The organism is Pseudomonas floridensis (assembly GCF_002087235.1).
Taxonomy (GTDB): Bacteria; Pseudomonadota; Gammaproteobacteria; order Pseudomonadales; family Pseudomonadaceae; genus Aquipseudomonas; species Aquipseudomonas floridensis.
Map to the genome: position 1 here is coordinate 45,578 of NZ_MUIO01000029.1, position 23,613 is coordinate 69,190.

Here is a 23,613-nt window from a genome sequence, read left to right on the forward strand (position 1 = left end):
CTGTACCGTGGGACTTGTCCGCGAAGAGGCCAGTGCAGGCGTTGGGAAATCTGGCGTCAGTGACAAAGCTTTCGCGGACAAGTCCCACACGTGGCATTGATTCCTTGCATGGGAGCGGACTTGTCCGCGAATAACCCGGTGCATCCGGCCAAGGATGCAGCACCTTAAAAACTGCCTTCCAGAACAAGTCCACTCATGCCCGGTTAGAGTCTGCTCATGAGACTGACGATCACGGGCCTTTCAGGCACTTACTTCTGCGTACCGTCATCCTGTTGCAGCAGGTTGGCCTGGGTCAGGTTGCAGCCTGCGGGGACGCTGCGGGTCAGCCAGACGTTGCCGCCGATGGTCGAGCCCTGGCCGATGGTGATGCGCCCCAGAATGGTCGCACCGGCATAGATCACCACGTCGTCTTCCACGATTGGATGCCGTGCATGGCCCTTCTGCAACTGGCCGTCTTCGTCTGCCGGGAAACGTTTGGCACCGAGCGTCACCGCCTGATAGATCCGCACGCGCTCGCCGATGATGGCCGTCTCGCCAATTACGACGCCTGTGCCATGGTCGATGAAGAAGCTCGGGCCGATCTGCGCGCCAGGATGAATGTCGATCCCCGTCGCCGAGTGCGCCAGCTCCGAGCTGATACGCGCCAGCAAAGGCAGACCTGCCCGATAGAGGTGATGGGCCAGCCGATGGTGGATCACCGCCAGAATGCCGGGATAGCACAGCAACACTTCATCGACACTGCGCGCAGCCGGATCGCCGTGATAGGCGGCCAGCACATCGGTGTCGAGCAACTGGCGGATACCTGGCAGGGCGACGGCGAAATCCTGAATCAACTGCAGCGCACGCTCGTCGATACCGGCCAGATCCTGCCCATGCTGATGGGCCACGTAACGCAGCTCGAGCCGAGCCTGGGCCAACAGCGCATTGAGCGCCACGTCCAGGGTATGACCGACATAGAAATCCTCGCTTTCCTCGCGCAGGTCCACGGGACCGAGTCTCATCGGAAACAGGGCCCCACTCAAGGCTTCGAGAATCTCGCCCATCGCTGCCCGCGAAGGCAGCTCACGCCCCCCATGTTCACCACTCACTCGCCGGTTACGTGCACGCCAATCCTCACGCGCCGTGCGTAGCTGACTGACGATACGCTGCAACTGCCAATGGCTGGAACGGCCGTCGGCGGATGCTTCTGAACTGTCGCTCACGCTGAACTCTCCTTGATCTGAACGGTGGCGACCCGGCATTGCTGGCCGCTGCTGCTGTCACTCTACGGCAAACATTCAAGTGGAAAAAATAACAATTTTTGTACGAAACGGCTGGGTGGAGCATAAACACCGACGGGTTGCCGTGCAGGAAACGTCTGCCTATAGTCCGCTGACTCTCTACACGGCTCATTGACCACCATGATCAAAAATCAGCTGGCCCGCTTCAATCGCCTTGACCTGATCACCGCCCCCACGGCGCTGGAAAAGCTCGACCGCCTGTCGATCTGGGCTGGCCGTGACATCTACGTCAAGCGCGATGACACCACGACACTGGCGCTGGGCGGCAACAAGGCGCGCAAGCTGGAATACCTGGCTGCCGACGCGCTGGCTCAGGGTGCGGACACGCTGATTACGGCTGGCGCGATTCAGTCCAATCATGTGCGCCAGACCGCAGCGCTTGCCGCGCGCCTGGGTCTTGGCTGCGTGGCGTTGCTGGAAAACCCCATCGGTACTGAAGACGCCAGTTACCTGCACAACGGCAATCGCCTGTTGCTGGACCTGTTCGACGCCAAGGTGGAGCTGGTCGAAAACCTCGACAACGCCGACGAACAGTTGCACGCATTGGCAGCTCGCCTGCGCAGTAACGGCAAGAAACCTTATCTGGTGCCCATCGGCGGTTCGAGCCCGGTGGGCGCGCTGGGTTATGTACGCGCCGGGCTGGAGCTGGCCGAGCAAATCAAGCAGACCGGCATTGAGTTCGCTGCCGTGGTTCTGGCCTCGGGCAGCGCCGGGACCCACAGCGGTCTCGCGCTGGCGCTGGCCAGTGAGATGCCGGAATTACCCGTCATCGGCGTCACCGTTTCGCGCAGCGAAGAGGCGCAGTTGCCTAAAGTGCAGAACCTGGCCGAGCGCACCGCAGAGCTGCTGGAAATCCCTTTGCCGCAGGGCTTCAAAGTCGAATTGTGGGACGAATACTTCGCGCCACGATACGGGGAACCGAATGCCGGAACCCTGTCAGCGATTAAACTCGTGGCAGGCCATGAAGGCCTGCTGCTCGACCCGGTGTATACCGGCAAGGCGATGGCAGGTCTGCTGGACGGTATAGGCCGTCAACGCTTCAATGATGGCCCGTTGATTTTTCTGCACACCGGTGGCGCGCCGGCACTGTTCGCCTACCCGAATGTGTTTTCGAACTGATCGCTAGGCTGCCGGGCACAGTTATGCCGAAAAACAACTTAAAGCGCTGTTTTAGTTATTTTTGTTCATAACCCTATGGCCTTATAGTGGCGCCCGGCTGGTTAACGCTTGCCAGGCATCTCACTGAAAAAGTGATGAATTCTCCTGCACCAAGTCGCGTCTGCCGGGTCTCAAAAATGGCCCGACACTACACACAACAAGAGGCTCGCATGAACATTTCCGCTATTCGTCGCACGTTTCTTTTTTCGGCGCTGGGCTTGATGCTCGGCACCGGTATCGCTGGACAAGCCATGGCTGGCGAACAGCTACAGAAAATCAAGGATAGCGGTACCCTCAGCGTTGGCCTGGAAGGCACCTACCCGCCATTCAGTTTCGTTGACGAGAACGGCAAACTGACCGGTTTCGAAGTCGAGCTTTCTGAGGCGCTGGCCCAGAAACTGGGCGTAAAGGCCAAGCTGCAGACCACCAAGTGGGACGGCATTCTGGCCGCGCTGGAGTCCAGGCGCCTGGACGTGGTGATCAACCAGGTCACGATCTCCGAAGAGCGCAAGAAGAAGTACGACTTCTCCCAACCTTACACCGTGTCCGGTATTCAGGCGCTGGTTCTGAAAGAGAACGAAGGCACGATCAAAACCGCTGCAGACTTGACCGGCAAGAAAGTCGGCGTCGGCCTGGGCACCAACTATGAGCAATGGCTCAAGGAAAACGTCAAAGGCGCGGTCATCAAAACCTACGACGATGATCCGACCAAGTTCCAGGACTTGAAGGCAGGCCGCATCGACGCGATTCTGGTTGATCGTCTGGCTGCACTCGAAATGATCAATAAGACTGGAGACTCCATGGCCGTCGCCGGCGAACCGTTCTCCCGCCAGGAGTCGGGTATTGCCCTGCGCAAAGGCGAGCCGGAACTGCTGGAAGCGATCAACAAGGCAATCAACGAAATGCGTGCAGACGGCTCTTTGACCAAGCTCTCGCAGAAGTACTTCAGCGCTGACGTGACCAAATGATCGAAGAGAGCCTGAAGCTCGCACTGGACTCCGCGCCTTTTCTGCTCAAGGGCGCGTATTACACGGTGATTCTCAGCCTCGGTGGCATGTTCTTCGGATTGGTGCTGGGCTTCGGCCTGGCGCTGATGCGTCTGTCGCGCTTCAAACTGCTGAGCTGGATTGCCCGCATCTACGTGTCGTTCTTCCGTGGCACGCCGTTGTTGGTGCAACTGTTCATGATCTACTACGGCCTGCCGGAACTGGGGATTGAGCTGGAGCCACTGAGCGCAGCGCTGATCGGCTTCTCGCTGAACATGGCCGCCTACGCCTGTGAAATCCTGCGTTCGGCGATTGGCGCGGTAGAACGTGGCCAGTGGGAAGCGGCCGCCAGCATCGGCATGACCCGCTGGCAGACCATGCGCCGGGCGATCCTGCCGCAAGCAGCGCGCACCGCTTTGCCGCCACTGGGCAACAGCTTCATCTCGCTGGTCAAGGACACGGCACTGGCCGCCACCATTCAGGTGCCGGAACTGTTCCGCCAGGCGCAATTGATCACTGCGCGCACCTTTGAAATTTTCACCATGTACCTGGCCGCCGCACTGATCTACTGGATCCTTGCCACGGCGCTCTCACACCTGCAAAACAAGCTGGAAGCGAGAGTCAACCGGCATGATCTGGAGTCCTGACGCATGATCGTGGTTGAAAAACTCACCAAGGAATTCAAGGGTACTCAGGTGCTCAAAGGCATCGATCTGCGTGTCGAAGCCGGAGAGGTCGTGGCCATCATCGGCCCCAGCGGCTCGGGCAAGACCACCCTGCTGCGCTGCCTGAATCTGCTGGAAACCCCCACCAGCGGCAGCATTCAGGTGGGTGACATCAAGATCGACGGCACCCGTTCCATGAATCAGCAGCAGGGCCTCATTCGTCAGTTACGGCAACAGGTCGGGTTTGTGTTCCAGAACTTCAATCTGTTTCCGCATCGTACCGCGCTGGAGAACGTCATCGAAGGGCCAGTCGTGGTCAAGAAGGTGGCTCGCGAAAGCGCGATGGCGCTGGGTCGTTCGTTGTTGGCCAAGGTCGGGCTGGCGGGGAAGGAAAATGCCTATCCGCGTCGCCTGTCCGGTGGTCAGCAGCAACGTGTGGCGATTGCCCGCGCCCTGGCGATGGAGCCACAGGTCATTCTGTTCGACGAACCGACCTCGGCGCTGGACCCGGAACTGGTGGGCGAGGTGCTGACCACCATCCGAGCGCTGGCCGAAGAGAATCGGACCATGGTGATCGTTACGCACGAAATGAGCTTTGCCCGTGATGTCGCCAACCGGGTGATCTTCATCGACAAGGGCGTGATCGTGGAACAGGGGGACGCGAAGGAGCTGTTCGCCAACCCGAAACACCAGCGAACCAGGCAATTTCTGGAGCGCACCCGGGCCTGATCCTACAGTCCACTTCCAAAAGGCAGCACCTCTCGGTGACTGCCTTTTTTGTTTTTACATTTCAAAAAAGATTCACCCATCAAGATCTTCGCTGGTTTTCATAAGTAGGCTTTTGGCAACTGATCGAAATCATGAAAGCGTATAAACGACGTTCTGCCATGTGGATGTGCATGTGTTGCGCCTCTCGCGCCCCCCTCTGAAATCTCCATTCCCCTGAAGAGAACTCAAATGGCCGCTGCGCCGTCTTATCGACTTTTTGTGGTAGGACAGTTGATGCCCGCCAAGTAGACAGTTCCGATTATCTTTTGTAGGAAGCATCTAATTTTTCAGAAAATTCTTACTCAACGGCAGTTGTATATTGACACACACCTGCAAAGCTAATTAGCTCGCTTAAAACAGGTCATTCGACAAGCCGATAAACTTTCAAGCCTCTTATTTCGACACTTTGTAATGTTTGCCATACCTTGGAATTTTGCGGTACTTATCAAGCCGCCTGTTTTGAAAACTATTTTAATTGAACATGACAACTTGTGACGACTTTTTACTTGAATCCGTAATTTTTTGGAGTACCCGACATGAACCAGATCCTGTGCAAAAACGCACCCGTAAAGCTGTCCGCCCCTTGTGTACCGCAGGCCAGCCGACATGGCATCGGCGTCAGGGCCGCCTCCAGCCTCGCGGTTCACATCGATCCCTATGACGGCATGGACGAAGGCGACCTGATCGAACTGTTCTGGGACGGCTGTTACGTAGCGTCAAAAATTCTAACCACGTCCGACGTGAGTGCAACTATCGTCCTACGTGTGCCGGAAAGCTTTCTAAAGAGTGGTAAGGCGCGCACCTATTACCGGGTCATGAAAGTAGGAGGTATGCCGATCACGTCGGCCTGTCGCAAGCTATGGGTGAAACTGGAAATGCCCGGCGGACGACTGCTCAGCCCCAACGCCGAAGAAAATCAAGGCCTGGCACCGCTTTATGTCGCACCTTCGGTTCTGCGTCGCGGCTTGACCCGAAGGCATCTGGACAGCGGATTGCCAATGGCGATCGAGCCGTATCTGAACATGGCCGTTCATGATGAAATCACCGTGCGCCTGGGCGATCTGCGCATGGACCTGCCGCCTCTGACCCAGGACGACATCGGCGAGCCCATTGACCTGGTCGTGCCTGCGGCGTTGATCAGGGAGGCCGGTGATCAGCAACTTGAGGTGACGTATTGCATTATCGACAGAGTGGGGAATAACTCTTCGTGGGCACCACCGCGCGACATAGTGATACCTACGTTGAACGAAGCGCCGCGTTGAACGTTCGAAAAGAGCAACCTATAAGGCCCGAACGCCCCACTGACACTTTATTAGCCACTTACATAATTAATTAACACCGTTTGAACGAATAAAGTTTTATTCCGTTCACAGGGAAATGATCTTGAGCGGTTTACATGCAGTATCAGGTCAACTAAAGGTTTGATACGTGATCAGAATGAAAAAGCGCAAGCGCACCGCGACCCGGCAATGCCAATCTATGCTTATTCCAAAAAGAACGTTTTAAATTTTTTTATACAAGCTTAGGGTATATGCACCGGACCACCGGACATCGTGATGTTTTCAGCCGCAGTGCATGCGGTCTACCGCTACGAGGTTTCGATGGTCACCTTCACAACCACCCCTGTGGATAACACCAGGGCGATCAAGGCTCCACAAGAGCCGGACGTCGCCCCTCATCTGCTGCCCGCTACTGTGCTGCGCAATGACGCCGAGGCGATCGCAGCCGCCCATGAACTTGCCGCCACCGCCCGTTCGCAGGCGTCCCGCCGTGATCGGGAGCGGCTGTTGCCCTGGTCGGAAATCGAACAGTTCACCCGCTCCGGGCTGGGCAGCATTTCCATTCCGCGCGCGTACGGCGGTCCGCAGGTCTCGTTCGTCACCGTCTCCGAAGTGTTCCGGATCATCTCGGCGGCCGATCCCGCCCTTGGGCAAATTCCGCAGAACCAGTTCGGCATTCTGCATCTGCTGCAAGGCACCGCCACCGAGCAGCAGAAGAGAACTCTGTTCCAGAGCGTGCTGGACGGCTGGCGCATCGGCAATGCCGGGCCTGAGCGCGGCACCAAAAACACTCTGGAACTCAAGGCGCGGATCACTGCCGATGGTGACCGTTTCGTCATCAGCGGCCAGAAGTTTTACTCCACAGGTGCACTGTTCGCACACTGGGTGGCCGTCAAGGCGCTGGACGATGAAGGCCGCCAGGTCATGGCGTTCGTCAAACGCGGTACACCGGGGCTGCGCATCGTCGATGACTGGTCAGGTTTTGGCCAGCGCACGACAGCCAGCGGCACGGTATTGCTCGATAACGTGCCGATAGACGCCGGGCACGTGGTCGATAACTGGCGTCTGTCGTTAAGCCCCAACATTCAGGGCGCCGTCTCGCAACTGATTCAGGCGGCCATCGATGCAGGAATCGCCCGCGGGGCCATCGACGACGCGATTGCCTTTGTTCGGGATCGCTCAAGGCCGTGGATCGATGCCAAGGTCGAACGCGCCAGCGACGATCTGTATGTGATCGCCGACATCGGCAAGCTGAAACTTGAACTGCATGCGGCTGAGGCGCTGCTGCGCAAGGCCGGTCAGGTGCTGGACGAGGTCAGCGCCGCGCCTGTCGATGAGTACTCGGCCGCCCTTGCGTCCATCGCGGTGGCACGCGCCAAGGCACTGACCACCGAAATCTCGCTGCAGGCCAGCGAAAAGCTGTTCGAGCTGGCGGGCAGCCGCGCAACCCTGGCCGAATTCAATCTCGATCGGCACTGGCGCAACGCACGGGTCCACACCCTCCACGACCCGGTACGCTGGAAATATCACGCCGTCGGCACCTGGCATTTGAACGGCACCCCGCCCGCCCGCCATTCCTGGATCTGAACCAGACCACTGGAGCACACCTTTCATGAGTTTCAATCCACAGGCTCGCGACTACGCGGCGCTGATCAGCAGTGACGCCCAGGCCCTGCACATTGCCCGCGAACTGGCCGACCATTTCAAGACCGACAGCGCTGTGCGCGACCGCGAGCGACGCTTGCCCCACACTGAACTGGAGCTGTTCAGTCAATCAGGTCTCTGGGGCATCAGCGTGCCTAAAGCCTTTGGCGGCGCGGGTGTTTCATCGGTGACCCTGGCCCGGGTCATTGCATTGATCTCCGAAGCCGATGGCTCGTTGGGGCAGATTCCGCAAAACCATTTCTATGCCCTTGAAGTGCTGCGCGTGAACGGCAGCCCGCAGCAGCAAAAGCGCTTGTTCGCCGAAGCGCTGGCGGGTCAGCGCTTCGGCAACGCACTGGCGGAGTTGGGCACCAGGACGGCACACGACCGCACGACGCGCCTAAAGCGTGAAGGTGACGGTTATTGCATCAACGGCCGCAAGTTTTACGCCACCGGTGCGCTGTATGCGCAACGCATTCCGACCTCGGTGATCGATGACGATGGCATTCAGCAATTGGCGTTCGTGCCGCACGACAGCGACGGCCTGACCGTGATCGATGACTGGAGCGGCTTCGGCCAGCGCACCACGGGCAGCGGCTCGGTGGTATTCAACAATGTGTACGTCAACCCAGACGATGTGGTGCCTTTCCAGAGCGCATTCGAGCGTCCGACCACGGTCGGCCCGCTGGCGCAGATTCTCCATGCTGCCATCGACACCGGCATCGCCCGCGCCGCGTTCGAAGACGCGCTGACGTTCGTGCGCACGCGCACCCGGCCGTGGATAGATTCAGGCGTCGAGAAGGCCGTGGATGATCCACTGACCCTGCACAGTTTCGGCAAACTCGGCATTCGCCTGCACGCCGCTGAAGCTTTGCTGGAACGGGCCGGTGAGTACCTGGACATCGCCCAGGCTGACAGCAACGCCGACACGGTGGCCGCCGCGTCCATCGCCGTGGCCGAAGCACGCGCCATCAGTACCGAGATTTCCCTGGCGGCGGGCAGCACGCTGTTCGAACTGGCCGGCAGCCAATCGACGCTTGCCGAACACGGCCTGGATCGGCACTGGCGCAACGCCCGCGTGCACACGCTGCACGACCCGGTGCGCTGGAAGTTTCACGCCATCGGCAATTACTACCTCAACGACACCAATCCTCCTCTGCGGGGGACGATCTGATGGCGCGCAAAAAGATCCTGCTCAACGCCTTCAACATGAACTGCATCGGCCACATCAATCATGGCTTGTGGACGCACCCGCGTGACACGTCCACACAGTTCAACAGCCTGGAATACTGGACCGATCTGGCGAAACTGCTGGAGCGCGGACTGTTCGACGGACTGTTCATCGCCGACATCGTGGGCGTATACGACATCTACCAGAATTCGGTGGACGTCACGCTCAAGGAAGCCATCCAGTTGCCGGTCAACGACCCACTGCTGCTGGTGTCGGCCATGGCTGGCGTCACGAAACATCTGGGCTTCGGCCTGACCGCCAACCTGACTTACGACGCGCCTTACCTGTTCGCCCGGCGCATGTCGACGCTCGATCACCTGAGCCGTGGCCGGGTCGGCTGGAACATCGTGACCGGTTATCTCGACAGCGCCGCGCGGGCTATGGGCCTGCGTGAGCAGGTGGAGCATGACCGACGCTACGACCAGGCCGACGAGTACCTGGAGGTGCTCTACAAACTCTGGGAAGGCAGCTGGGAAGACGATGCGGTGCTCAATGATCGCGAGCAGCGTGTCTATGCCCAGCCGGGCAAGGTGCACAAGATTCGGCACGAAGGCGAGTTCTATCAGGTGGCGGGTTATCACTTGTGCGAGCCCTCGCCACAACGCACGCCAGTGCTGTTCCAGGCGGGCAGTTCGGAGCGTGGCCTGCAGTTCGCCGGGCAGAACGCCGAGTGCGTGTTCATCAGCGGCCAGAACAAAGCCTCGACCCGCGAGCAGGTGGACAAGGTACGCGCCAGCGCCGTGCAGGCCGGGCGCAACCCGAACGACATCAAGGTATTTATGGGGCTGAACGTAATCGTTGCGGCCACCGAAGCGCAGGCCTGGGAGAAGCACGCCGAATACCGTCGCCATGCCAGCGCCGAAGCGGGCGTGGCGCACTTTGCGGCGTCCACCGGGATTGATTTTGCGCAATACGGACTGGACGAGCCGATTCAGTACGTGAAGAACAACGCCATTCAGTCCGCGACCAAAAACCTGAAGAACAACGACTGGACCCGCCAGAAATTGCTCGATCAGCATGCGCTGGGTGGCCGCTATATCACGGTAATCGGCTCCCCGGAACAGATCGCCGACGAGCTGGAATCATGGATCGAGGAGACCGGTCTGGACGGCTTCAACCTGACCCGCATCGTCACCCCGGAAAGTTACGAGGACTTCATCGAACTGGTCATCCCCGAGCTGCAGCGTCGGGGCTCATACAAGACCGCGTATGAAGACGGCAGCCTGCGCAAGAAGCTGTTTCCCCAAGGAACCGACCGCCTGCCGCCGCACCATGCAGGCGCCGGGTATCGGCACAGATCATGAACAAACTGCACACGCAAAATCCGTGGGAACGAGCCTGCTCGCAACGAGGCCGGTACATCCGACCCAGATCCTGCGTCCGATTCAACGTCTTCGCGGACAAATCCCCACTCACTATCGCGTCCCCCGTTGGAGCGGACTCGTCCGCGAAGACCTCATGACAGCGCCACAGCCCTGGACACAGCGTATGCGCAGCGGCGTGGCCACGCGAAGCCCGGGAACGATCAATACGGTTTTCCCACAGGGCTTTGATCAGCTCCGATAACCAGTCACCTCAACGGAATGCACCATGACCAACACCCTTGCAGCCTTGGCCTTTGGCCTGTTGACCCTGACCGCCCACGCCGCCGACGCGCCGCTGAAGGTCGGCACCACCGCAGCTTTCGCCATTCCGCTTGAGGCCGCGGTGGAAGAAGCCGACAAGCAGGGCCTGAAGGTCGAGCTGGTCGAATTCACCGACTGGATCGCGCCCAACGTTACCCTCGCGGCGGGCGATATCGACGTTAACTACTTCCAGCACATCCCGTTCCTGACCAACGCCAACGAAGCCGCCGGTTTCGGCCTGGTACCTTACGCACCGGGGATCATCAACAACGTCGGGTTATATTCGAAAAAGTACAAAAGCTTCGACGAGCTTCCTGAAGGCGCGACCGTGGCGATCGCCAACGACCCGATCAACAGCGGACGCGGCCTGCAATTGCTGGCCAAGGCCGGGCTGATCACCCTCAAGCAAGGCGTCGGCTACAAAGCGACCGAAGACGACATCACTGCCAACCCGAAAAAACTCAAGATCCTTCAGGTCGAGGCCGTGCAATTGGTGCGCGCCTACGACGACGCCGATCTGGTGCAGGGTTACCCGGCCTACATTCGTCTGGCCAAAACCTTCCCGGCCGACTCGGCGATTCTGTTCGATGGCATGGATCACCCGGAATACGTCATCCAGTTCGTGATCAAGCCCGAGCGCAAGGATGATCCGCGCCTGGCGAAGTTCGTCGATATCTATCAGCACTCACCGGTAGTTCGCGCCGCGCTGGACAAGGTCAACGGCAAGCTCTACCAGGTGGGGTGGAAAGAATGACCGCGACCGCGCAACGTCAGCGTCCATTGGAGACACCAGACGCGAGGTCTTCAGCGCAACAGACCGAACTGCACCCGGACCTGAACAACGCCCATGTGCGCTTCATCAACCTGGGCAAGACTTATCAGGGCCGACAAGGCCCGGTCGAAGCGCTGGGCAATATCGATCTGGCGATCCAGCGCGGCGAGATCTTCGGCATCATCGGTCGCAGCGGCGCGGGCAAGTCGTCGCTGATCCGCACCATCAATCGCCTCGAACAACCCAGCAGCGGCCGGGTACTGATCGACCAGGTAGACATTGGCGACTTCAACGAAGACAAGATGGTGGAATTGCGCCGCCGCATCGGCATGATCTTCCAGCACTTCAACCTGATGTCGGCCAAGACCGTGTGGCAGAACGTTGAGTTGCCACTCAAGGTCGCCGGCGTGCCCAAGGAACAGCGCCAGCGCAAGGTGGCGCAACTGCTGGAGCTGGTCGGTCTGCAGGATAAACACAAGGCTTATCCGGCGCAGTTGTCCGGCGGGCAGAAACAGCGGGTGGGCATCGCGCGCGCTTTGGTGCACGACCCGGCGATCCTGCTGTGCGACGAAGCCACCTCGGCGCTGGACCCGGAAACCACCCAGTCGATTCTTGGCCTGCTGCGCGAGATCAATCAGCGCCTGGGCCTGACCATCGTGCTGATCACGCACGAAATGGCTGTCATCCGCGATATCTGCCACCGCGTTGTGGTGCTGGAAAAAGGCCAGGTCGTCGAACAGGGTCAGGTCTGGCAGGTGTTCGGCGACCCGCAGCACGATGTCAGCAAAACGTTGCTCGCACCGCTGCAACTCGGGCTGCCGAAAGCATGGGCCGAGCGTCTGACCGACGAACCGCAGGCGCCCGAGGCCGCCGTGTTGCTGGATGTGCAATTCACTGGTGTCAGCGAACAAGAGCCTGATCTGGCGGCGCTGTTCGTTGCATTGGGCGGCAAGGTGCAGTTGCTGCAGGGCGGTGTCGAGCGCATTCAGGACCGGCCCATCGGGCGCCTGATTCTGTCGGTCGAGGGTTCACCGTACAACCGGGAAGAACTGTTGGCGCGGGCACGCAGACAGGCACCACGTGTGGAGGTATTGGGTTATGTGGTTTGATCGTTTGCTGCAAGGCACCCTCGATACGTTCCTGATGGTGGGCGTGTCTTCGCTGATCGCGCTGCTGCTGGGCATTCCGCTGGCGGTGATTCTGGTCACCAGTTCCAAAGGCGGGATCTATGAAGCCCCCGCAGTCAATCGGGTCCTGGGCGCGTTCGTGAACCTGTTCCGCTCGATCCCGTTCTTGATTCTGATGGTGGCGCTGATTCCCTTCACCCGGCTGATCGTCGGCACCACCTACGGCGTTTGGGCCGCCGTCGTGCCGCTGACCATCGCCGCGACGCCGTTCTTTGCGCGCATAGCCGAGGTCAGCCTGCGCGAGGTCGATCACGGCCTGATCGAAGCGGCGCAGGCAATGGGCTGCCGCCGCTGGCACATCATCTGGCATGTGTTGCTGCCCGAAGCGCGGCCGGGGATCATCGGTGGTTTCACCATTACTCTGGTGACCATGATCAACTCCTCAGCGATGGCTGGAGCGATTGGTGCAGGCGGTCTGGGTGACATCGCCTATCGCTATGGCTATCAGCGTTTCGACACGCAAGTGATGCTGACGGTGATCGTGTTGCTGGTTGCGGTGGTGGCGTTCGTGCAACTGGGCGGCGACCGATTGGCGCGCAGCTTCAACAAGCGTTGACGGACCGGGGTATATTGGCGGCCTTCCCGAACCGGAACGCCTTTGATGAAACTCGATCCACAGACCCTCGCCCAGATCACCACGACCACCGTCGAGCATTACAACCGCGTCGCCGACGACTTTCGCGAAGGCACGCGGGACCATGACGTCAGCCAGAACATCGACGCGCTGTTGCGACACATCGATGGGCCGACGCCGTGGCAGATTCTGGATTTCGGCTGCGGGCCGGGTCGTGATCTGAAAACGTTCACCGCGATGGGCCACATCGCGGTCGGCCTGGACGGTTCCGAGCGCTTCGCCGACATGGCGCGCGCCGAGACGGGCTGCGAGGTGTTGCAGCAGAACTTCCTGAAGCTAAACCTGCCTGAGGGCCGCTTCGACGGCATTTTCGCCAACGCCGTGTTGTTTCATGTGCCTCGTCAGGAATTGCCCCGCGTGCTACGCCAACTGCACGCCACGCTCAAGCCGGGTGGCGTGCTGTTCAGCTCCAACCCGCGCGGGCAGAATCAGGAAGGCTGGAATGGCGAGCGCTACGGCTCGTATCACGATCTGGAGAACTGGCGCGCCTTGCTGACAGAGGCCGGGTTCGCCGAACTTGAACACTACTACCGCCCTGCCGGACTGCCGCGAGAGCAACAGCCTTGGCTGGCCAGCGTCTGGCGCAAGGTATAACCCCTTCCACAGGTCAAGTCAGGTATGTGGGAGCGGACTCGTCCGCGAAAGCTTCAGCGCTGCGACGCTAAATCGCCTTCACGGTCCTCATTTTTGTCCTTCTCGTCTGCCTCACGACGCTGCTTGTCAGTCGGCTCTTTGATTTTGTACCAGGCCACATAAAGTGCGGGCAGGAACAGCAGGGTGAGCAAGGTGGCGATGATGATGCCGCCGATCATTGCGTAGGCCATCGGCCCCCAGAACACTTCACGCGCAATGGGGATCATGCCCAGACTTGCCGCCGCAGCCGTCAGCAGGATCGGCCGACGGCGATGTTCGGTCGCTTCAACCACCGCATCCCACGGCAGATACCCGCTGCGCTCGTAAGCGTCGATCTGGGTCACCAGAATCACCGAGTTGCGGATGATGATGCCGATCAGCGCCAACACCCCCAGAATCGCTACGAAACCCAGCGGCGTTCCCGTCGGGATCAACGCCAACACCACGCCAATCAGGCCCAGCGGCGCGACACTGGCCACCAGAAACATCTTCTGCACACTGTGCAACTGGATCATCAGGAACGTCGCCATCAAAAACAGCATCAACGGCACCACGCTGGCAATCGGACCTTGAGCCTTGCTGCTTTCTTCCACGGTGCCGCCCGTTGCCACCTTGTAGCCGACCGGCAGGCCCTGAGCGAATTTCTCGATCTCGGGTTTCAGCTGCTTGACCAGATCCGTCGGTTGAATCTCGTCGCGCACCGCACCTTTCACGGTGATGGTCGGTTTGCGATCACGACGCCAGACCAATGGCTGCTCAAGCTCGTAGCCAACGGTCGCAAACGCCAGCAGCGGAATGGATGCACCACTCGGCGTAACGATTTGCAGGTTCTGCAAAGTCTCCGGCGTACCGCGTTCAGCGTCTTCGGCGCGGCCGACCACATTAATCAGATAGATATCGTCACGCACCTGCGTCACGGCCGACCCGCTGACCACGCTGTTCATCAGGTTGGCAACATCTTCGGACGACAGCCCCAGTTGCCGCGCCTTGTCCTGATTGATGTCGATGCGCAGGACCTTGCCCGGCTCGTTCCAGTCGTAGATCACTTCACCCACGTGCGAATTCTGGTCAAGCAGCGTGGCCAGTTCGATGGCGTGCTGGCGCACCTTGTCGATGTCCTCGCCACTGACGCGGTACTGCAACGGACGTCCTACCGGCGGGCCCATTTCCAGCGGCTGCACGTAGGAGCCGATGCCGACGAACTCGTCACGCAGACGCTTTTGCAGACGGGCCGTCAGCGCACCACGCTCTTCCAGACCTTTACTGACGATCACCAACTGGGCGTAGAACGGGTTTTCCAGTTGCTGGTCCAGTGGCAGGTAAAAACGCAACGCGCCCTGTCCGATGTAAGTACTCCAACGCTCGATGTCCGGGTCGTCCTTGAGACTCGCTTCAAAGCGATCGACCACCCTGCGTGTCTCGTTGACCGAGGCATTTTGCGGCAGGTTGAGGTCAACCAGAATCTCCGGCCGGTCGGAAGACGGGAAGAACTGGCTTTGCACGAACTGCATCGAAAACAGCGAGGCGGCGAATAGCACCAACGTAATGCCAATCGCCAGCCAGCGATGACGCATGGCCCAGAGCATGCTGGAGTTGAACGCCCGGCCAATGCGGCCCGGCTCTTCGGATTTGGGTTTGATGTTGCTGCTCAGAATGTGCACGCCGATCACCGGCGCGAACAACACGGCGACCACCCAGGACACCAGCATCGCCACGGCGATCACGGCAAACAGCGTGAAGGTGTATTCCCCCGCCGAACTGGCGTTCAGACCGATCGGCACGAAACCGGCCACTGTCACCAGCGTGCCGGTGAGCATCGGGAACGCGGTCGAGGTGTAGGCGTAAGTCGCGGCCTGCTCCTTGGTTTCGCCCATCTCCAGCCGCGTGACCATCATCTCGACGGTGATCATCGCGTCATCCACCAAAAGCCCCAACGCGATAATCAAGGCGCCGAGGGAAATCCGCTGCATGGTGATGCCGCTGTACTCCATGAACACGAAGACCATCGCCAGCACCAGCGGGATGGAGCACGCCACCACCAGACCGGCACGCACGCCGAGACTGACGAAACTGACCACCAGTACGATGATCACCGCCTCGAACAACGCGCTGGTGAAACCGCCCACCGCCTTGTTCACCACTTCGGCCTGATCCGACACCTTGTGCACGCCAATGCCCACCGGCAATTCGGCGGTCGTGGCGTCCATGCGCTCATGCAGCGCCTTGCCGAACTCCTGAATATTGCCGCCCTTCTTCATCGCAATGGCCAGGCCGATGGCAGGCTTGCCGTTGTAGCGAAACAGCGGCTTGGGCGGGTCGGTGTAGCCGCGGGTGATCTCGGCGATATCACTCAAGCGATAGAAGCGGTCATTGAGACGCAGGTTGACCGCAGCCAGGTCCTTCTCGGACGCAAACTGCCCAGAGGTGCGTACGGAAATCCGTTCAGGCCCGGCTTCGATGACGCCCGCAGGCGTCACGGCGTTCTGCGATTGCAGGCTTTGCACGACCTGCCGCTGATCGAGCCCGAGGGCTGCCAGTTTGCGGGTCGAGAAATTCAGGTAGATGACTTCGTCCTGCTGACCCACCATCTGGACCTTGCCAAGCCCCGGCACCTGACGGATATCGACGCGGACCTTCTCGACGTAATCACGCAACTCGCGCATCGAGAACCCGTCGGCCGTAAACGCATAGATCGAACCGAACACGTCACCGAACTCATCGTTGAACGCGGGGCCTTGCAGCCCTTGAGGAAATTGCCCACGAATATCGTCGATCTTCTTGCGCACCTGATACCAGATTTCCGGTATCGCCTTGGCATCGGTTGTGTCACGCAGGAACACCATCACCGTCGACTCGCCCGGACGGGTGTAGCTTTTCACGTAGTCCAGCGAGTCCAGTTCTTCGAGCTTTTTCTCGATGCGGTCGGTGACCTGCTCAAGGGTTTCATCGACGGTCGCACCCGGCCAGCGGGTCTGGATGACCATGGTTTTGATGGTGAACGAGGGGTCTTCTTCGCGACCCAGGTTCATGTACGAAAACACGCCCATCAGCAGCGCGACGAACATCAGATACCAGACAAACGACTGGTGCTTGAGGGCCCACTCGGACAGATTGAAACTCCCTTTCATCGCGGGCTTTCCTCATCGACTTTGACTTTCTGCCCCGGCTTGAGGCTGTTGACACCTGCACTGACCACCTTCTCGCCGGCACTCACGCCGCCCGCCAGCAGAAAGCTGTTGTCGTCCTGGCTCACGACATTGACGATGCGGGGATTGACGGTCTGATTCTGCGGATCGATGACCCAGATCTGGCGCTTGCCATCGACCTCCTGCAACGCGTTGAGCGGCAGGCGCAGACGCGGCGCGATGGCCGAGCTGAGGCTCACACTGATCGCCGTACCCAGACGAAGGGCGGGTGGCGTTTCGGTCAGAGAAAAGCGCGCCCGACGAGTACGGGTCGAGCGGTCGGGTTGAGGTTCGATTTCACGCAGCGTGGCCGTGGTATTCACCTCTGGATCGAGCTGACTGGCCACGGTGTACACCACATCCGCAGGCAACTGGTCAGCCAGTTGTGACGGCAGATCGATTACTGCTTCCTTGATGTCAGGACGCGCCAGTGTGACCACTTCCTGACCTGCGGTGACGACCTGCCCGGCCTCGACTTTCCATTCAGTGACCACCGCGTCGTGATCGCTGCGCAGCTCGCTGTAACTTAGCTGATCGCGGGCCTGCTGTTCGGCCGCCTTGGCCTGATCCAGCGAGGACTGGGTGGTTTTCAGGTTGGTCAGGGCGATGTCCAGTTGCGCCTGCGCGCCGACGCCACGGTCGAACAGTTCCTGTTGGCGACGGGCATTGGCCTGGGCGTTGATCCACTGCGCCTGAACGTTGGCCAGATCCCCTTGGCGACTGCGCACGGCGTTCTGTTGATCGGTCGGGTCGAGTGTGGCGAGCAAGTCACCCTTCTTCACTTCACTGCCCACGTCCACATGACGACGGGCGATGCGGCCGGGCACCCGAAAGCCCAGCACGCTTTGATACCGCGCCTCGATGTTGCCCGCAAAGCGACCGAAGTCCTGAATCGACTCAGGTTGTGCCTCGACGAACACCACCGGACGTACCGGCTCGGGCGGCGCGTCATCCTTGCCGCAACCCGCCAGCAGCAAACCACTCAGTACAACGCACGACAAACGCTTCATGGTTGCACCTGGGCATTTTGCGGTTCGGGTTGGTCGGCGATTTCCACCTGCATGTCGGGGTGCAGCAGCTGTCCGCCCGCCACCACGACTTGTTCTCCGGCTTTCAGGCCATCGCCAATAATCACGTGGGAGGTCAGGTAACGCGCAACCTTGACACGGCGCAGGTTGGCCTTGCCCTGGTCGTCCACTACCCACACGGCGGGCTTGCCCAGTTGCTCGCCCAGGTCCTTGGTCAGCGCCGACCACGGCAACTCGACGCTGGCATTGGCGGGTTTGCTCAAGGCCACGCTGACCACCGAGCCCAGGTCCATGCCTTCAGGCAGCGGGTCCAGCGCGATCTTGACCTGCAAGGTGCCGGTTTGCGCCGACACAGCCGGAGTCACCTCGCGCACCTTGCCATTCACCTTGATGGCCGGATTGTCGAGCAGCGTGACTTGCACCGGTTGGTCACTGGCCGGCTGGACGAACAGCGATTCGTAGACGTTGAACACCGCATCGCGCTCACCATCACGCGCCAGACTGAAAATCGGCACCGTGGCTTGCACGACTTGTCCGACTTCTGCCTGACGCGCTGTGATCACACCCGACGCATCGGCCACCAGCGCAGTGTAACTCAGTTGCTCGCGTGCATTGGCCAACTGCGCCTGAGCGGCTTTCAACGAACTTTCGCTGCCCCGCAACGCCGCCTGGGCGGAGTCGTATTCGCTCTGGCTGGTGTAACCCTTGGGCAGCAGTTTTTGCTGGCGGATGAAAGCGGCGCGGGTCTGATTGACGCGCGCTTGCTCGGCTGCGACCGAGGCTTGCGCCGAATCGACATTGATCTGCAGATCCTTGGGGTCGAGCCGGGCCAGAACCTGCTTGGCCGTGACCCTGTCGCCGACATCCACATTACGCTGAATGATTTTGCCATTGACGCGAAAGGACAGTTGCGTCTGCACCCGCGCCTGGATATCGCCCGTCAGCGCAACGCTGGCGGCAAACTCGGCGGTCTTCACCGGCTGCACGTAGACACGAGGCAACTCGGGCGCGGCCGGTTTTTCCTCGCCACAGCCCGCCAGCGCCGCCACAGCAGCGGCAAGGCCGAGGGTAATCAGTCTTGAACGACGAGCAGGCATGCAGACTCCTTTTGCGGATGCCAGGGTGCAAGCGTAGGGGTACGAGAGAATCACGTGAACATGCGACTGTTGGCGTGCGGAAGGGTTCCTTGCAGGCTCTTCGGGGCAGAGGTCTGGGGACTGGCAGGACAGGGTTTATGGCCGCGTCAAAACGTCCGAGCGCCAGTTGCAGGCGCCAATGATGTGGTGCAAAAAAACTGATGCGAATGCCTGCCATGAACGCGAGCACCAGGCATGCGAGATACCGCTGTGTGTTTATCAGACAGTTGTCTCACCCACATCGCGAGTTGACCTTCTGATCTGCGATGCCAAAGACGTCATGGGAATCCCCTGCCCTGGAGAACCTTGCTGAGTCGGTGGGAAAAGTTCCTCGTAGGCCGGTGGAGGTGACTCTTCGGAGAAAGAACGCGAATGCAGTGGACCGGAATAAACACGCGTACTCCCGTTAGAAGAACCGCTCCCATTGCGTCGCCGTAAGTCAGGCGATTCAGAAGTAACGTTCCTGCGCGTTTGCGTTGGACTACTGCTTGGAACAGAACCGCTCCTGGTCCCTGCCATCGCGCTCCCTCCCAGAGAAGCAACGCTCACTCGCGGTGCCACAGGTGGTGCAGACGGTCTTAATGGGGAGGATCTGCTAAATGCCCTATAAGCGGAAAAGCCCGTAAACCCTATACCCAGGGCTGTTCCAATGCTCCCAACTACTATTCCGGCCGTGGGTATCTCCTGGTTTGAATCGCTAGCCTGATGCTTGCTGAGGACAATGAGTGTAATGCCTGAAGCTATTACAAAAACGCCGTATAAGGACGTTCGTATGCCTAACCTCATATGCCCCGTTGAATCAATGCGGTTAATCGGATCCCCCGCACAATAGGCGTACGCATTCAGCCCGCCTTTACCGAACGGGCTCAGGCTGTCCGGGCTATTGAAGCGCATCAGCGTCGGGTTAAAGGCGCGATAACCATTGCCCAGCAAGTAATGGCCTGTCACACGGTCGGGTTGCGCGCCGGTGAAGCCCGACAGCATTGCGCCAGACACATCAGCTTCACGATGGCCGTAAGGCGAGTAGGCGATGTCGGTCTGCTGCCCGGCGGCGGACACACGCACAGCGCTGTTCTGCTGGTCCGTGGCGATCAGATCGATAGACCCTCCATCGTCATCCCGATTCAGTTGCGCCAGCAGACGACCGTCTGCCTGGAGCAGCGTCCGTTGAACGCTTCCCTGCAGTTCACTGACCATTTGTCTTTCGCAGTAGAAGCGTCGGGTAACTGCCTGAGCCAGAGGGCTCAGTGTCGCAATTCGATCCAGCGGATCGTAGGAGTAGGTGCAAAGAAGCGTCATGATCACGTCCCTGATGATTAAGACAGAGTTCAAGCGTGCGCCGGTCCGGCAGGCAAGTCCACTGGTAGAAATACCAGCGGAGCAGCAGTAAGGCCGAGCGCAAACAAACGTTAATGACGGGCGGGCACGCTGGCGTGCGGGAGGATTCTTTGTCGTAGCGCAAGGGCAGACCTTTAGCAGCGCTCTTGAGTGTCCCGTGTTGTTCGAATCAGGGTCAGAGCCTTGTTTCTTCCACAAGATCATCACGCACGCTCGAAGATCGGCTGCGGATGCTGTAGGAGGTCTGGACGCCGATGCTGCGTCGGCTGGGGCTGGGGCTGGGGCTGGCGACAGTCGCAGGTCTGGCCGTACGTTTTTTGATTTCGGTACGAGCGAAATTGCCTCCCCGAAAAACGAGCGTCGAAAGACTCAATGCCACCGCAATTGCGGCCAGGGGCTGTTGCAGGGGAGAGTCGGGAGCCGCGTTTTTGACAATGAACGCAGAACCCCAGACAACACTGGCGGCCACTGCACCTACTGCGACGACAGCCGAAAGCTTCTCGCCTGTGTCGGCGGACCGTCTGGGTGCAGGTGATGCCGGGCTCACATCGGTGGCCGGGGGTTTCGTTTTTACCCCTTTGAACACTGCTTTCAGCGAAGGCCGAGCCATCGCCAGACCGAATCCAGCCGTCGCCAGGCCGGCACCGATATAGGCAGCCGATAGCGCAATATCAAGCCAATCATGTCCGCTGGAGTCACTTCGATTGAGAGGATCACCGGCGCAATACGCGTAGGCATTGAGCCCACCCTTGCCAAACGGACTCAGGCTGTCCGGGCTGTTGAAGCGCATAAGTACCGGGTTGTAGGCGCGATAGCCGTTGCCCAGCAGGTAATGGCCGGTGACTGGATCGGGCTTTTCGCCGAGGTAGCCCGGCAGGTGGGCGGCGGGTGCGTGATGTCCATAGGGCGTGTAGGCAACGGCGACTGGCTGTCCGCCATTTAGGGCATTCAATACGCTGTTTTGTTGATCGGTGGCAGTCAGCGTGTTGCCTGGAACGTTGTCGATCAGCGTGTGACAGGCCAGCGGTTGACGGTCGCGATGAAAAAAGCGGTGCTGCTCGCTGCCTTGAAGTTCACTAGCCAGTCTGTCCGCCTGATAAAACAACCGCGAAACAGCCTCGGCCAGCAGTGATCGGGAGGCCAGCCGGTCGAGAGGGTCGTAGCGGTAGCGGCAAAGGGCAGTCTTGAGGGTCATTTTCGGGCTTCCATGCTGGCCGATGCGCCGTGTAACGGTGTGCATCGCTTTCACCGTTACACTGCACCGCCAGGCACGTACCGTCTACTCGCAGAACTGCTAGTCAGCGCTTTGCTACGTCCTCCAGCGAGCGGTCCAGCTTCGCTCTGGCGATGTCGATCAGGTGCACCACGGAAAACGCGAGGTCGCGCTTCGGGCCGTTGAGGCAGTCGCCGGTTTCGTAAGCGGTGGCGGAGGCGCAGCGCAATATGTCGCTGACCTGCGTCAGCGTGTCTTCGAGGGATTTGTGAGGTGGGGCGGGTACGGAATGGGTCATGTTGTGGTCTCTGCTGTAAAGCCACCGCACATTCGCTGCTAAAAGAATAAGGGTGGCAACTTTGACGCGGGTTAGCAGACCGGTAGAGAACACGAAACCCGGCGCACCCGAAGGTGCCCCACGCAAAACCGCCATCAAGCAGTTCTTGCGTTCATGTCTCTGGACAGGCTGCTAAACCCGATCGCTGAAACTCAGCGACCGACGCAGCCTGGTGTCTCGATTCCATGCACACAAGGGCTCGGGATTTTCTAGGAAAGTTCATACTTGGGAAAGGGAAAGCACTGAAGGAGCGGCCCTTCAAAACAAGGATTTTATGAGCAGACGTAACAAATCGGACATCGGTGATGCCTTGAAACAGGATCGTGGCAATGCCCCGGTTCCCACCGGGACTGACAACGCAGCCCCTTCAGTGCAGATGCAGCGACCTGCAGCAATCAGCGTGAGGGCTGGAAACATGTGCTTGGCAGGCCCCACGCATGACCCGGATTGTCAGCTTCCCGCGCCGCCCTGCGCTTCTTCGAAGAAGTAATCCTTCCAGCTCGCGGCCTTGTTCTTCAGCACGCCCAGATCGTGCAGTTTCTCGGCGTAGATGAAGGTACGCTGCGGGGTGATGGTGAAGTCGATTTCAGGGTCGGACACGATCTTCTCGACCAATGGCAACGGCAACTTCGACTGTTCGACGCGAATGTAGGTCTGCGCAGCCGCTGACTTATCGGCCTTGATGATTTTCTCGGCCTCGGCCAGTGCGTCGTAGAACGCCTTGTAGGTCTTGGGGTTTTCGTCGTGAAATTTTTCGGTGGTGTAGAGCACGTTGAACGTGGCCTGCCCGCCGAGCACGTCGTAGGAACTGAGCACCTTATGCACGTTAGGGTTTTCCAGCGCCTGATACTGGAACGGCGGGCTGGAGAAGTGCGAGTTGATTTCCGATCCACCGGCAATCAGCGCAGCGGTGGCATCAGGGTGCGCGAGGCTGACCGAGATGGTGTCGAATTTCTTGTAGTTGTCGTTACCAAAGATTTTCGCGGTTTCGATCTGTAAGGTGCGCGACTGAAACCCCACGCCTGCCGCTGGCACCGCGATGCGGTCCTTGTCGGTAAAGTCTTTGAGCGTCTTTACGTTGGGGTTGTTGGTCAGCAAGTAATTGGGCATCGACCCCAGAGAAGCGATGGCCTTGACGTTCTGTTTGCCCTTGGTGCGATCCCAGATGGTCAGCATGGGTGGCACGCCAGCCGAGACCACGTCCAGAGCCCCCGCCAGCAGCGCCTCGTTCATGGCCGTGGCGCCGGAAATGCTATTCCAGTCGACTTTGATGTCGAGGCCCTGCTCCTTGCCGTGTTTTTCGATCAGCTTCTGATCACGTACCACGTCGAGAATCAAATAACCGATGCCGAATTGCTGCGCGATGCTGATCTTGCCTTCGGCTTGTGCACCGCTGCTGAGCAGCGCGCCAAACAGGCCAAATGTCGCTGCCAATACCGTCAGTGCCGGACGCTTGAAAGGGGTTGCCATGAAGTGCTCACCGTAGTCGTTCGAATAAGGGTTATGAAAGTGT

21 protein-coding genes are annotated in these 23,613 nt (G+C 59.6%); 13 read left to right on the top strand and 8 right to left on the bottom strand.

Annotated elements, in window-relative coordinates:
• Positions 1-248: 248 nt before the first annotated feature.
• The gene (epsC, locus tag BZK31_RS10280) at positions 249-1,202 is read right to left on the bottom strand and encodes a serine O-acetyltransferase EpsC (RefSeq protein WP_083182561.1); all 954 of its coding nucleotides are present in this window, start codon (positions 1,200-1,202) and stop codon (positions 249-251) included.
• Positions 1,203-1,400: 198 nt separating this feature from the next.
• Here epsC and BZK31_RS10285 point away from each other — a divergent pair, with 198 nt between their 5' ends.
• From BZK31_RS10285 to BZK31_RS10340, 12 genes are all read left to right on the top strand, one after another.
• Positions 1,401-2,399 (top strand): D-cysteine desulfhydrase, encoded by a 999-nt coding sequence (locus tag BZK31_RS10285; protein WP_083182562.1) that lies wholly within the window; start codon positions 1,401-1,403, stop codon positions 2,397-2,399.
• A 209-nt stretch (positions 2,400-2,608) separates the two neighbouring features.
• A complete protein-coding gene (gene tcyJ, locus BZK31_RS10290; RefSeq protein WP_083182563.1) occupies positions 2,609-3,406 on the top strand; it encodes a cystine ABC transporter substrate-binding protein in 798 nt (265 codons plus the stop codon).
• Positions 3,403-4,071, top strand: coding sequence for a cystine ABC transporter permease (gene tcyL / locus BZK31_RS10295; RefSeq protein WP_083182564.1), 669 nt, complete (start codon positions 3,403-3,405; stop codon positions 4,069-4,071). Before tcyJ ends, tcyL begins: the two co-directional genes overlap by 4 nt.
• Positions 4,072-4,074: 3 nt before the next feature.
• The gene (tcyN, locus tag BZK31_RS10300) at positions 4,075-4,818 is read left to right on the top strand and encodes an L-cystine ABC transporter ATP-binding protein TcyN (protein ID WP_083182565.1); all 744 of its coding nucleotides are present in this window, start codon (positions 4,075-4,077) and stop codon (positions 4,816-4,818) included.
• Positions 4,819-5,393: 575 nt separating this feature from the next.
• Entirely contained in the window at positions 5,394-6,119 is a 726-nt protein-coding gene (locus BZK31_RS10305) for a hypothetical protein (protein WP_083182566.1), read from the top strand.
• Positions 6,120-6,551: 432 nt separating this feature from the next.
• Complete coding sequence (locus BZK31_RS10310; RefSeq protein ID WP_415639638.1) at positions 6,552-7,724, top strand: SfnB family sulfur acquisition oxidoreductase; 1,173 nt, start codon at positions 6,552-6,554, stop codon at positions 7,722-7,724.
• 25 nt (positions 7,725-7,749) lie between these two features.
• Positions 7,750-8,955 (top strand): SfnB family sulfur acquisition oxidoreductase, encoded by a 1,206-nt coding sequence (locus BZK31_RS10315; protein WP_083182567.1) that lies wholly within the window; start codon positions 7,750-7,752, stop codon positions 8,953-8,955.
• On the top strand, positions 8,955-10,316 hold the full coding sequence (locus BZK31_RS10320; RefSeq protein WP_083182568.1) for an LLM class flavin-dependent oxidoreductase: 1,362 nt from the start codon (positions 8,955-8,957) through the stop codon (positions 10,314-10,316). Before BZK31_RS10315 ends, BZK31_RS10320 begins: the two co-directional genes overlap by 1 nt.
• A gap of 286 nt (positions 10,317-10,602) precedes the next feature.
• A complete protein-coding gene (locus BZK31_RS10325; protein WP_083182569.1) occupies positions 10,603-11,391 on the top strand; it encodes a MetQ/NlpA family ABC transporter substrate-binding protein in 789 nt (262 codons plus the stop codon).
• Positions 11,388-12,518: a methionine ABC transporter ATP-binding protein gene (locus tag BZK31_RS10330; protein WP_083182570.1), complete on the top strand. Its 1,131-nt coding sequence runs from the start codon at positions 11,388-11,390 to the stop codon at positions 12,516-12,518. The genes BZK31_RS10325 and BZK31_RS10330 overlap by 4 nt, the downstream gene beginning before the upstream one ends.
• The gene (locus tag BZK31_RS10335) at positions 12,508-13,152 is read left to right on the top strand and encodes a methionine ABC transporter permease (RefSeq protein ID WP_083182571.1); all 645 of its coding nucleotides are present in this window, start codon (positions 12,508-12,510) and stop codon (positions 13,150-13,152) included. The genes BZK31_RS10330 and BZK31_RS10335 overlap by 11 nt, the downstream gene beginning before the upstream one ends.
• Before the next feature lie 45 nt (positions 13,153-13,197).
• A complete protein-coding gene (locus BZK31_RS10340) occupies positions 13,198-13,824 on the top strand; it encodes a class I SAM-dependent methyltransferase (RefSeq protein ID WP_083182572.1) in 627 nt (208 codons plus the stop codon).
• Positions 13,825-13,877: 53 nt separating this feature from the next.
• Here BZK31_RS10340 and BZK31_RS10345 read toward each other — a convergent pair whose 3' ends face one another.
• The 4 genes from BZK31_RS10345 to BZK31_RS10360 all read right to left on the bottom strand — a co-directional run bounded on the left by BZK31_RS10345 (position 13,878) and on the right by BZK31_RS10360 (position 20,196).
• On the bottom strand, positions 13,878-16,991 hold the full coding sequence (locus BZK31_RS10345) for an efflux RND transporter permease subunit (RefSeq protein ID WP_083182573.1): 3,114 nt from the start codon (positions 16,989-16,991) through the stop codon (positions 13,878-13,880).
• Complete coding sequence (locus BZK31_RS10350; RefSeq protein WP_083182574.1) at positions 16,988-18,058, bottom strand: efflux RND transporter periplasmic adaptor subunit; 1,071 nt, start codon at positions 18,056-18,058, stop codon at positions 16,988-16,990. The genes BZK31_RS10345 and BZK31_RS10350 overlap by 4 nt, the downstream gene beginning before the upstream one ends.
• A complete protein-coding gene (locus BZK31_RS10355; RefSeq protein WP_083182575.1) occupies positions 18,055-19,173 on the bottom strand; it encodes an efflux RND transporter periplasmic adaptor subunit in 1,119 nt (372 codons plus the stop codon). The genes BZK31_RS10350 and BZK31_RS10355 overlap by 4 nt, the downstream gene beginning before the upstream one ends.
• A 258-nt stretch (positions 19,174-19,431) precedes the next feature.
• A complete protein-coding gene (locus BZK31_RS10360) occupies positions 19,432-20,196 on the bottom strand; it encodes an RHS repeat-associated core domain-containing protein (RefSeq protein ID WP_244182661.1) in 765 nt (254 codons plus the stop codon).
• Here BZK31_RS10360 and BZK31_RS30060 point away from each other — a divergent pair.
• Positions 20,149-20,532, top strand: coding sequence for a hypothetical protein (locus BZK31_RS30060; RefSeq protein ID WP_244182662.1), 384 nt, complete (start codon positions 20,149-20,151; stop codon positions 20,530-20,532). The two genes, BZK31_RS10360 and BZK31_RS30060, sit on opposite strands and share 48 nt — an antisense overlap.
• A gap of 193 nt (positions 20,533-20,725) precedes the next feature.
• Here BZK31_RS30060 and BZK31_RS10365 read toward each other — a convergent pair whose 3' ends face one another.
• The 3 genes from BZK31_RS10365 to BZK31_RS10375 all read right to left on the bottom strand — a co-directional run bounded on the left by BZK31_RS10365 (position 20,726) and on the right by BZK31_RS10375 (position 23,570).
• Positions 20,726-21,790: an RHS repeat-associated core domain-containing protein gene (locus BZK31_RS10365; RefSeq protein ID WP_244182660.1), complete on the bottom strand. Its 1,065-nt coding sequence runs from the start codon at positions 21,788-21,790 to the stop codon at positions 20,726-20,728.
• A 58-nt stretch (positions 21,791-21,848) separates the two neighbouring features.
• On the bottom strand, positions 21,849-22,061 hold the full coding sequence (locus BZK31_RS10370; RefSeq protein WP_083182578.1) for a DUF6124 family protein: 213 nt from the start codon (positions 22,059-22,061) through the stop codon (positions 21,849-21,851).
• Between the two features lie 489 nt (positions 22,062-22,550).
• Positions 22,551-23,570, bottom strand: coding sequence for an ABC transporter substrate-binding protein (locus tag BZK31_RS10375; RefSeq protein WP_083182579.1), 1,020 nt, complete (start codon positions 23,568-23,570; stop codon positions 22,551-22,553).
• Between the last annotated feature and the right edge of the window lie 43 nt (positions 23,571-23,613).

Bases quoted from the DNA above. Each gene is read 5' to 3' on its own strand.
- BZK31_RS10285 (WP_083182562.1), top strand. From the start codon at position 1,401: ATGATCAAAAATCAGCTGGCCCGCTTCAATCGCCTTGACCTGATCACC.
- tcyJ (WP_083182563.1), top strand. From the start codon at position 2,609: ATGAACATTTCCGCTATTCGTCGCACGTTTCTTTTTTCGGCGCTGGGC.
- tcyL (WP_083182564.1), top strand. From the start codon at position 3,403: ATGATCGAAGAGAGCCTGAAGCTCGCACTGGACTCCGCGCCTTTTCTG.
- tcyN (WP_083182565.1), top strand. From the start codon at position 4,075: ATGATCGTGGTTGAAAAACTCACCAAGGAATTCAAGGGTACTCAGGTG.
- BZK31_RS10305 (WP_083182566.1), top strand. From the start codon at position 5,394: ATGAACCAGATCCTGTGCAAAAACGCACCCGTAAAGCTGTCCGCCCCT.
- BZK31_RS10315 (WP_083182567.1), top strand. From the start codon at position 7,750: ATGAGTTTCAATCCACAGGCTCGCGACTACGCGGCGCTGATCAGCAGT.
- BZK31_RS10320 (WP_083182568.1), top strand. From the start codon at position 8,955: ATGGCGCGCAAAAAGATCCTGCTCAACGCCTTCAACATGAACTGCATC.
- BZK31_RS10325 (WP_083182569.1), top strand. From the start codon at position 10,603: ATGACCAACACCCTTGCAGCCTTGGCCTTTGGCCTGTTGACCCTGACC.
- BZK31_RS10330 (WP_083182570.1), top strand. From the start codon at position 11,388: ATGACCGCGACCGCGCAACGTCAGCGTCCATTGGAGACACCAGACGCG.
- BZK31_RS10335 (WP_083182571.1), top strand. From the start codon at position 12,508: ATGTGGTTTGATCGTTTGCTGCAAGGCACCCTCGATACGTTCCTGATG.
- BZK31_RS10340 (WP_083182572.1), top strand. From the start codon at position 13,198: ATGAAACTCGATCCACAGACCCTCGCCCAGATCACCACGACCACCGTC.
- BZK31_RS10345 (WP_083182573.1), bottom strand. From the start codon at position 16,991: ATGAAAGGGAGTTTCAATCTGTCCGAGTGGGCCCTCAAGCACCAGTCG.
- BZK31_RS10350 (WP_083182574.1), bottom strand. From the start codon at position 18,058: ATGAAGCGTTTGTCGTGCGTTGTACTGAGTGGTTTGCTGCTGGCGGGT.
- BZK31_RS10355 (WP_083182575.1), bottom strand. From the start codon at position 19,173: ATGCCTGCTCGTCGTTCAAGACTGATTACCCTCGGCCTTGCCGCTGCT.
- BZK31_RS30060 (WP_244182662.1), top strand. From the start codon at position 20,149: ATGGCCTGTCACACGGTCGGGTTGCGCGCCGGTGAAGCCCGACAGCAT.
- BZK31_RS10360 (WP_244182661.1), bottom strand. From the start codon at position 20,196: ATGCTGTCGGGCTTCACCGGCGCGCAACCCGACCGTGTGACAGGCCAT.
- BZK31_RS10365 (WP_244182660.1), bottom strand. From the start codon at position 21,790: ATGCACACCGTTACACGGCGCATCGGCCAGCATGGAAGCCCGAAAATG.
- BZK31_RS10370 (WP_083182578.1), bottom strand. From the start codon at position 22,061: ATGACCCATTCCGTACCCGCCCCACCTCACAAATCCCTCGAAGACACG.
- BZK31_RS10375 (WP_083182579.1), bottom strand. From the start codon at position 23,570: ATGGCAACCCCTTTCAAGCGTCCGGCACTGACGGTATTGGCAGCGACA.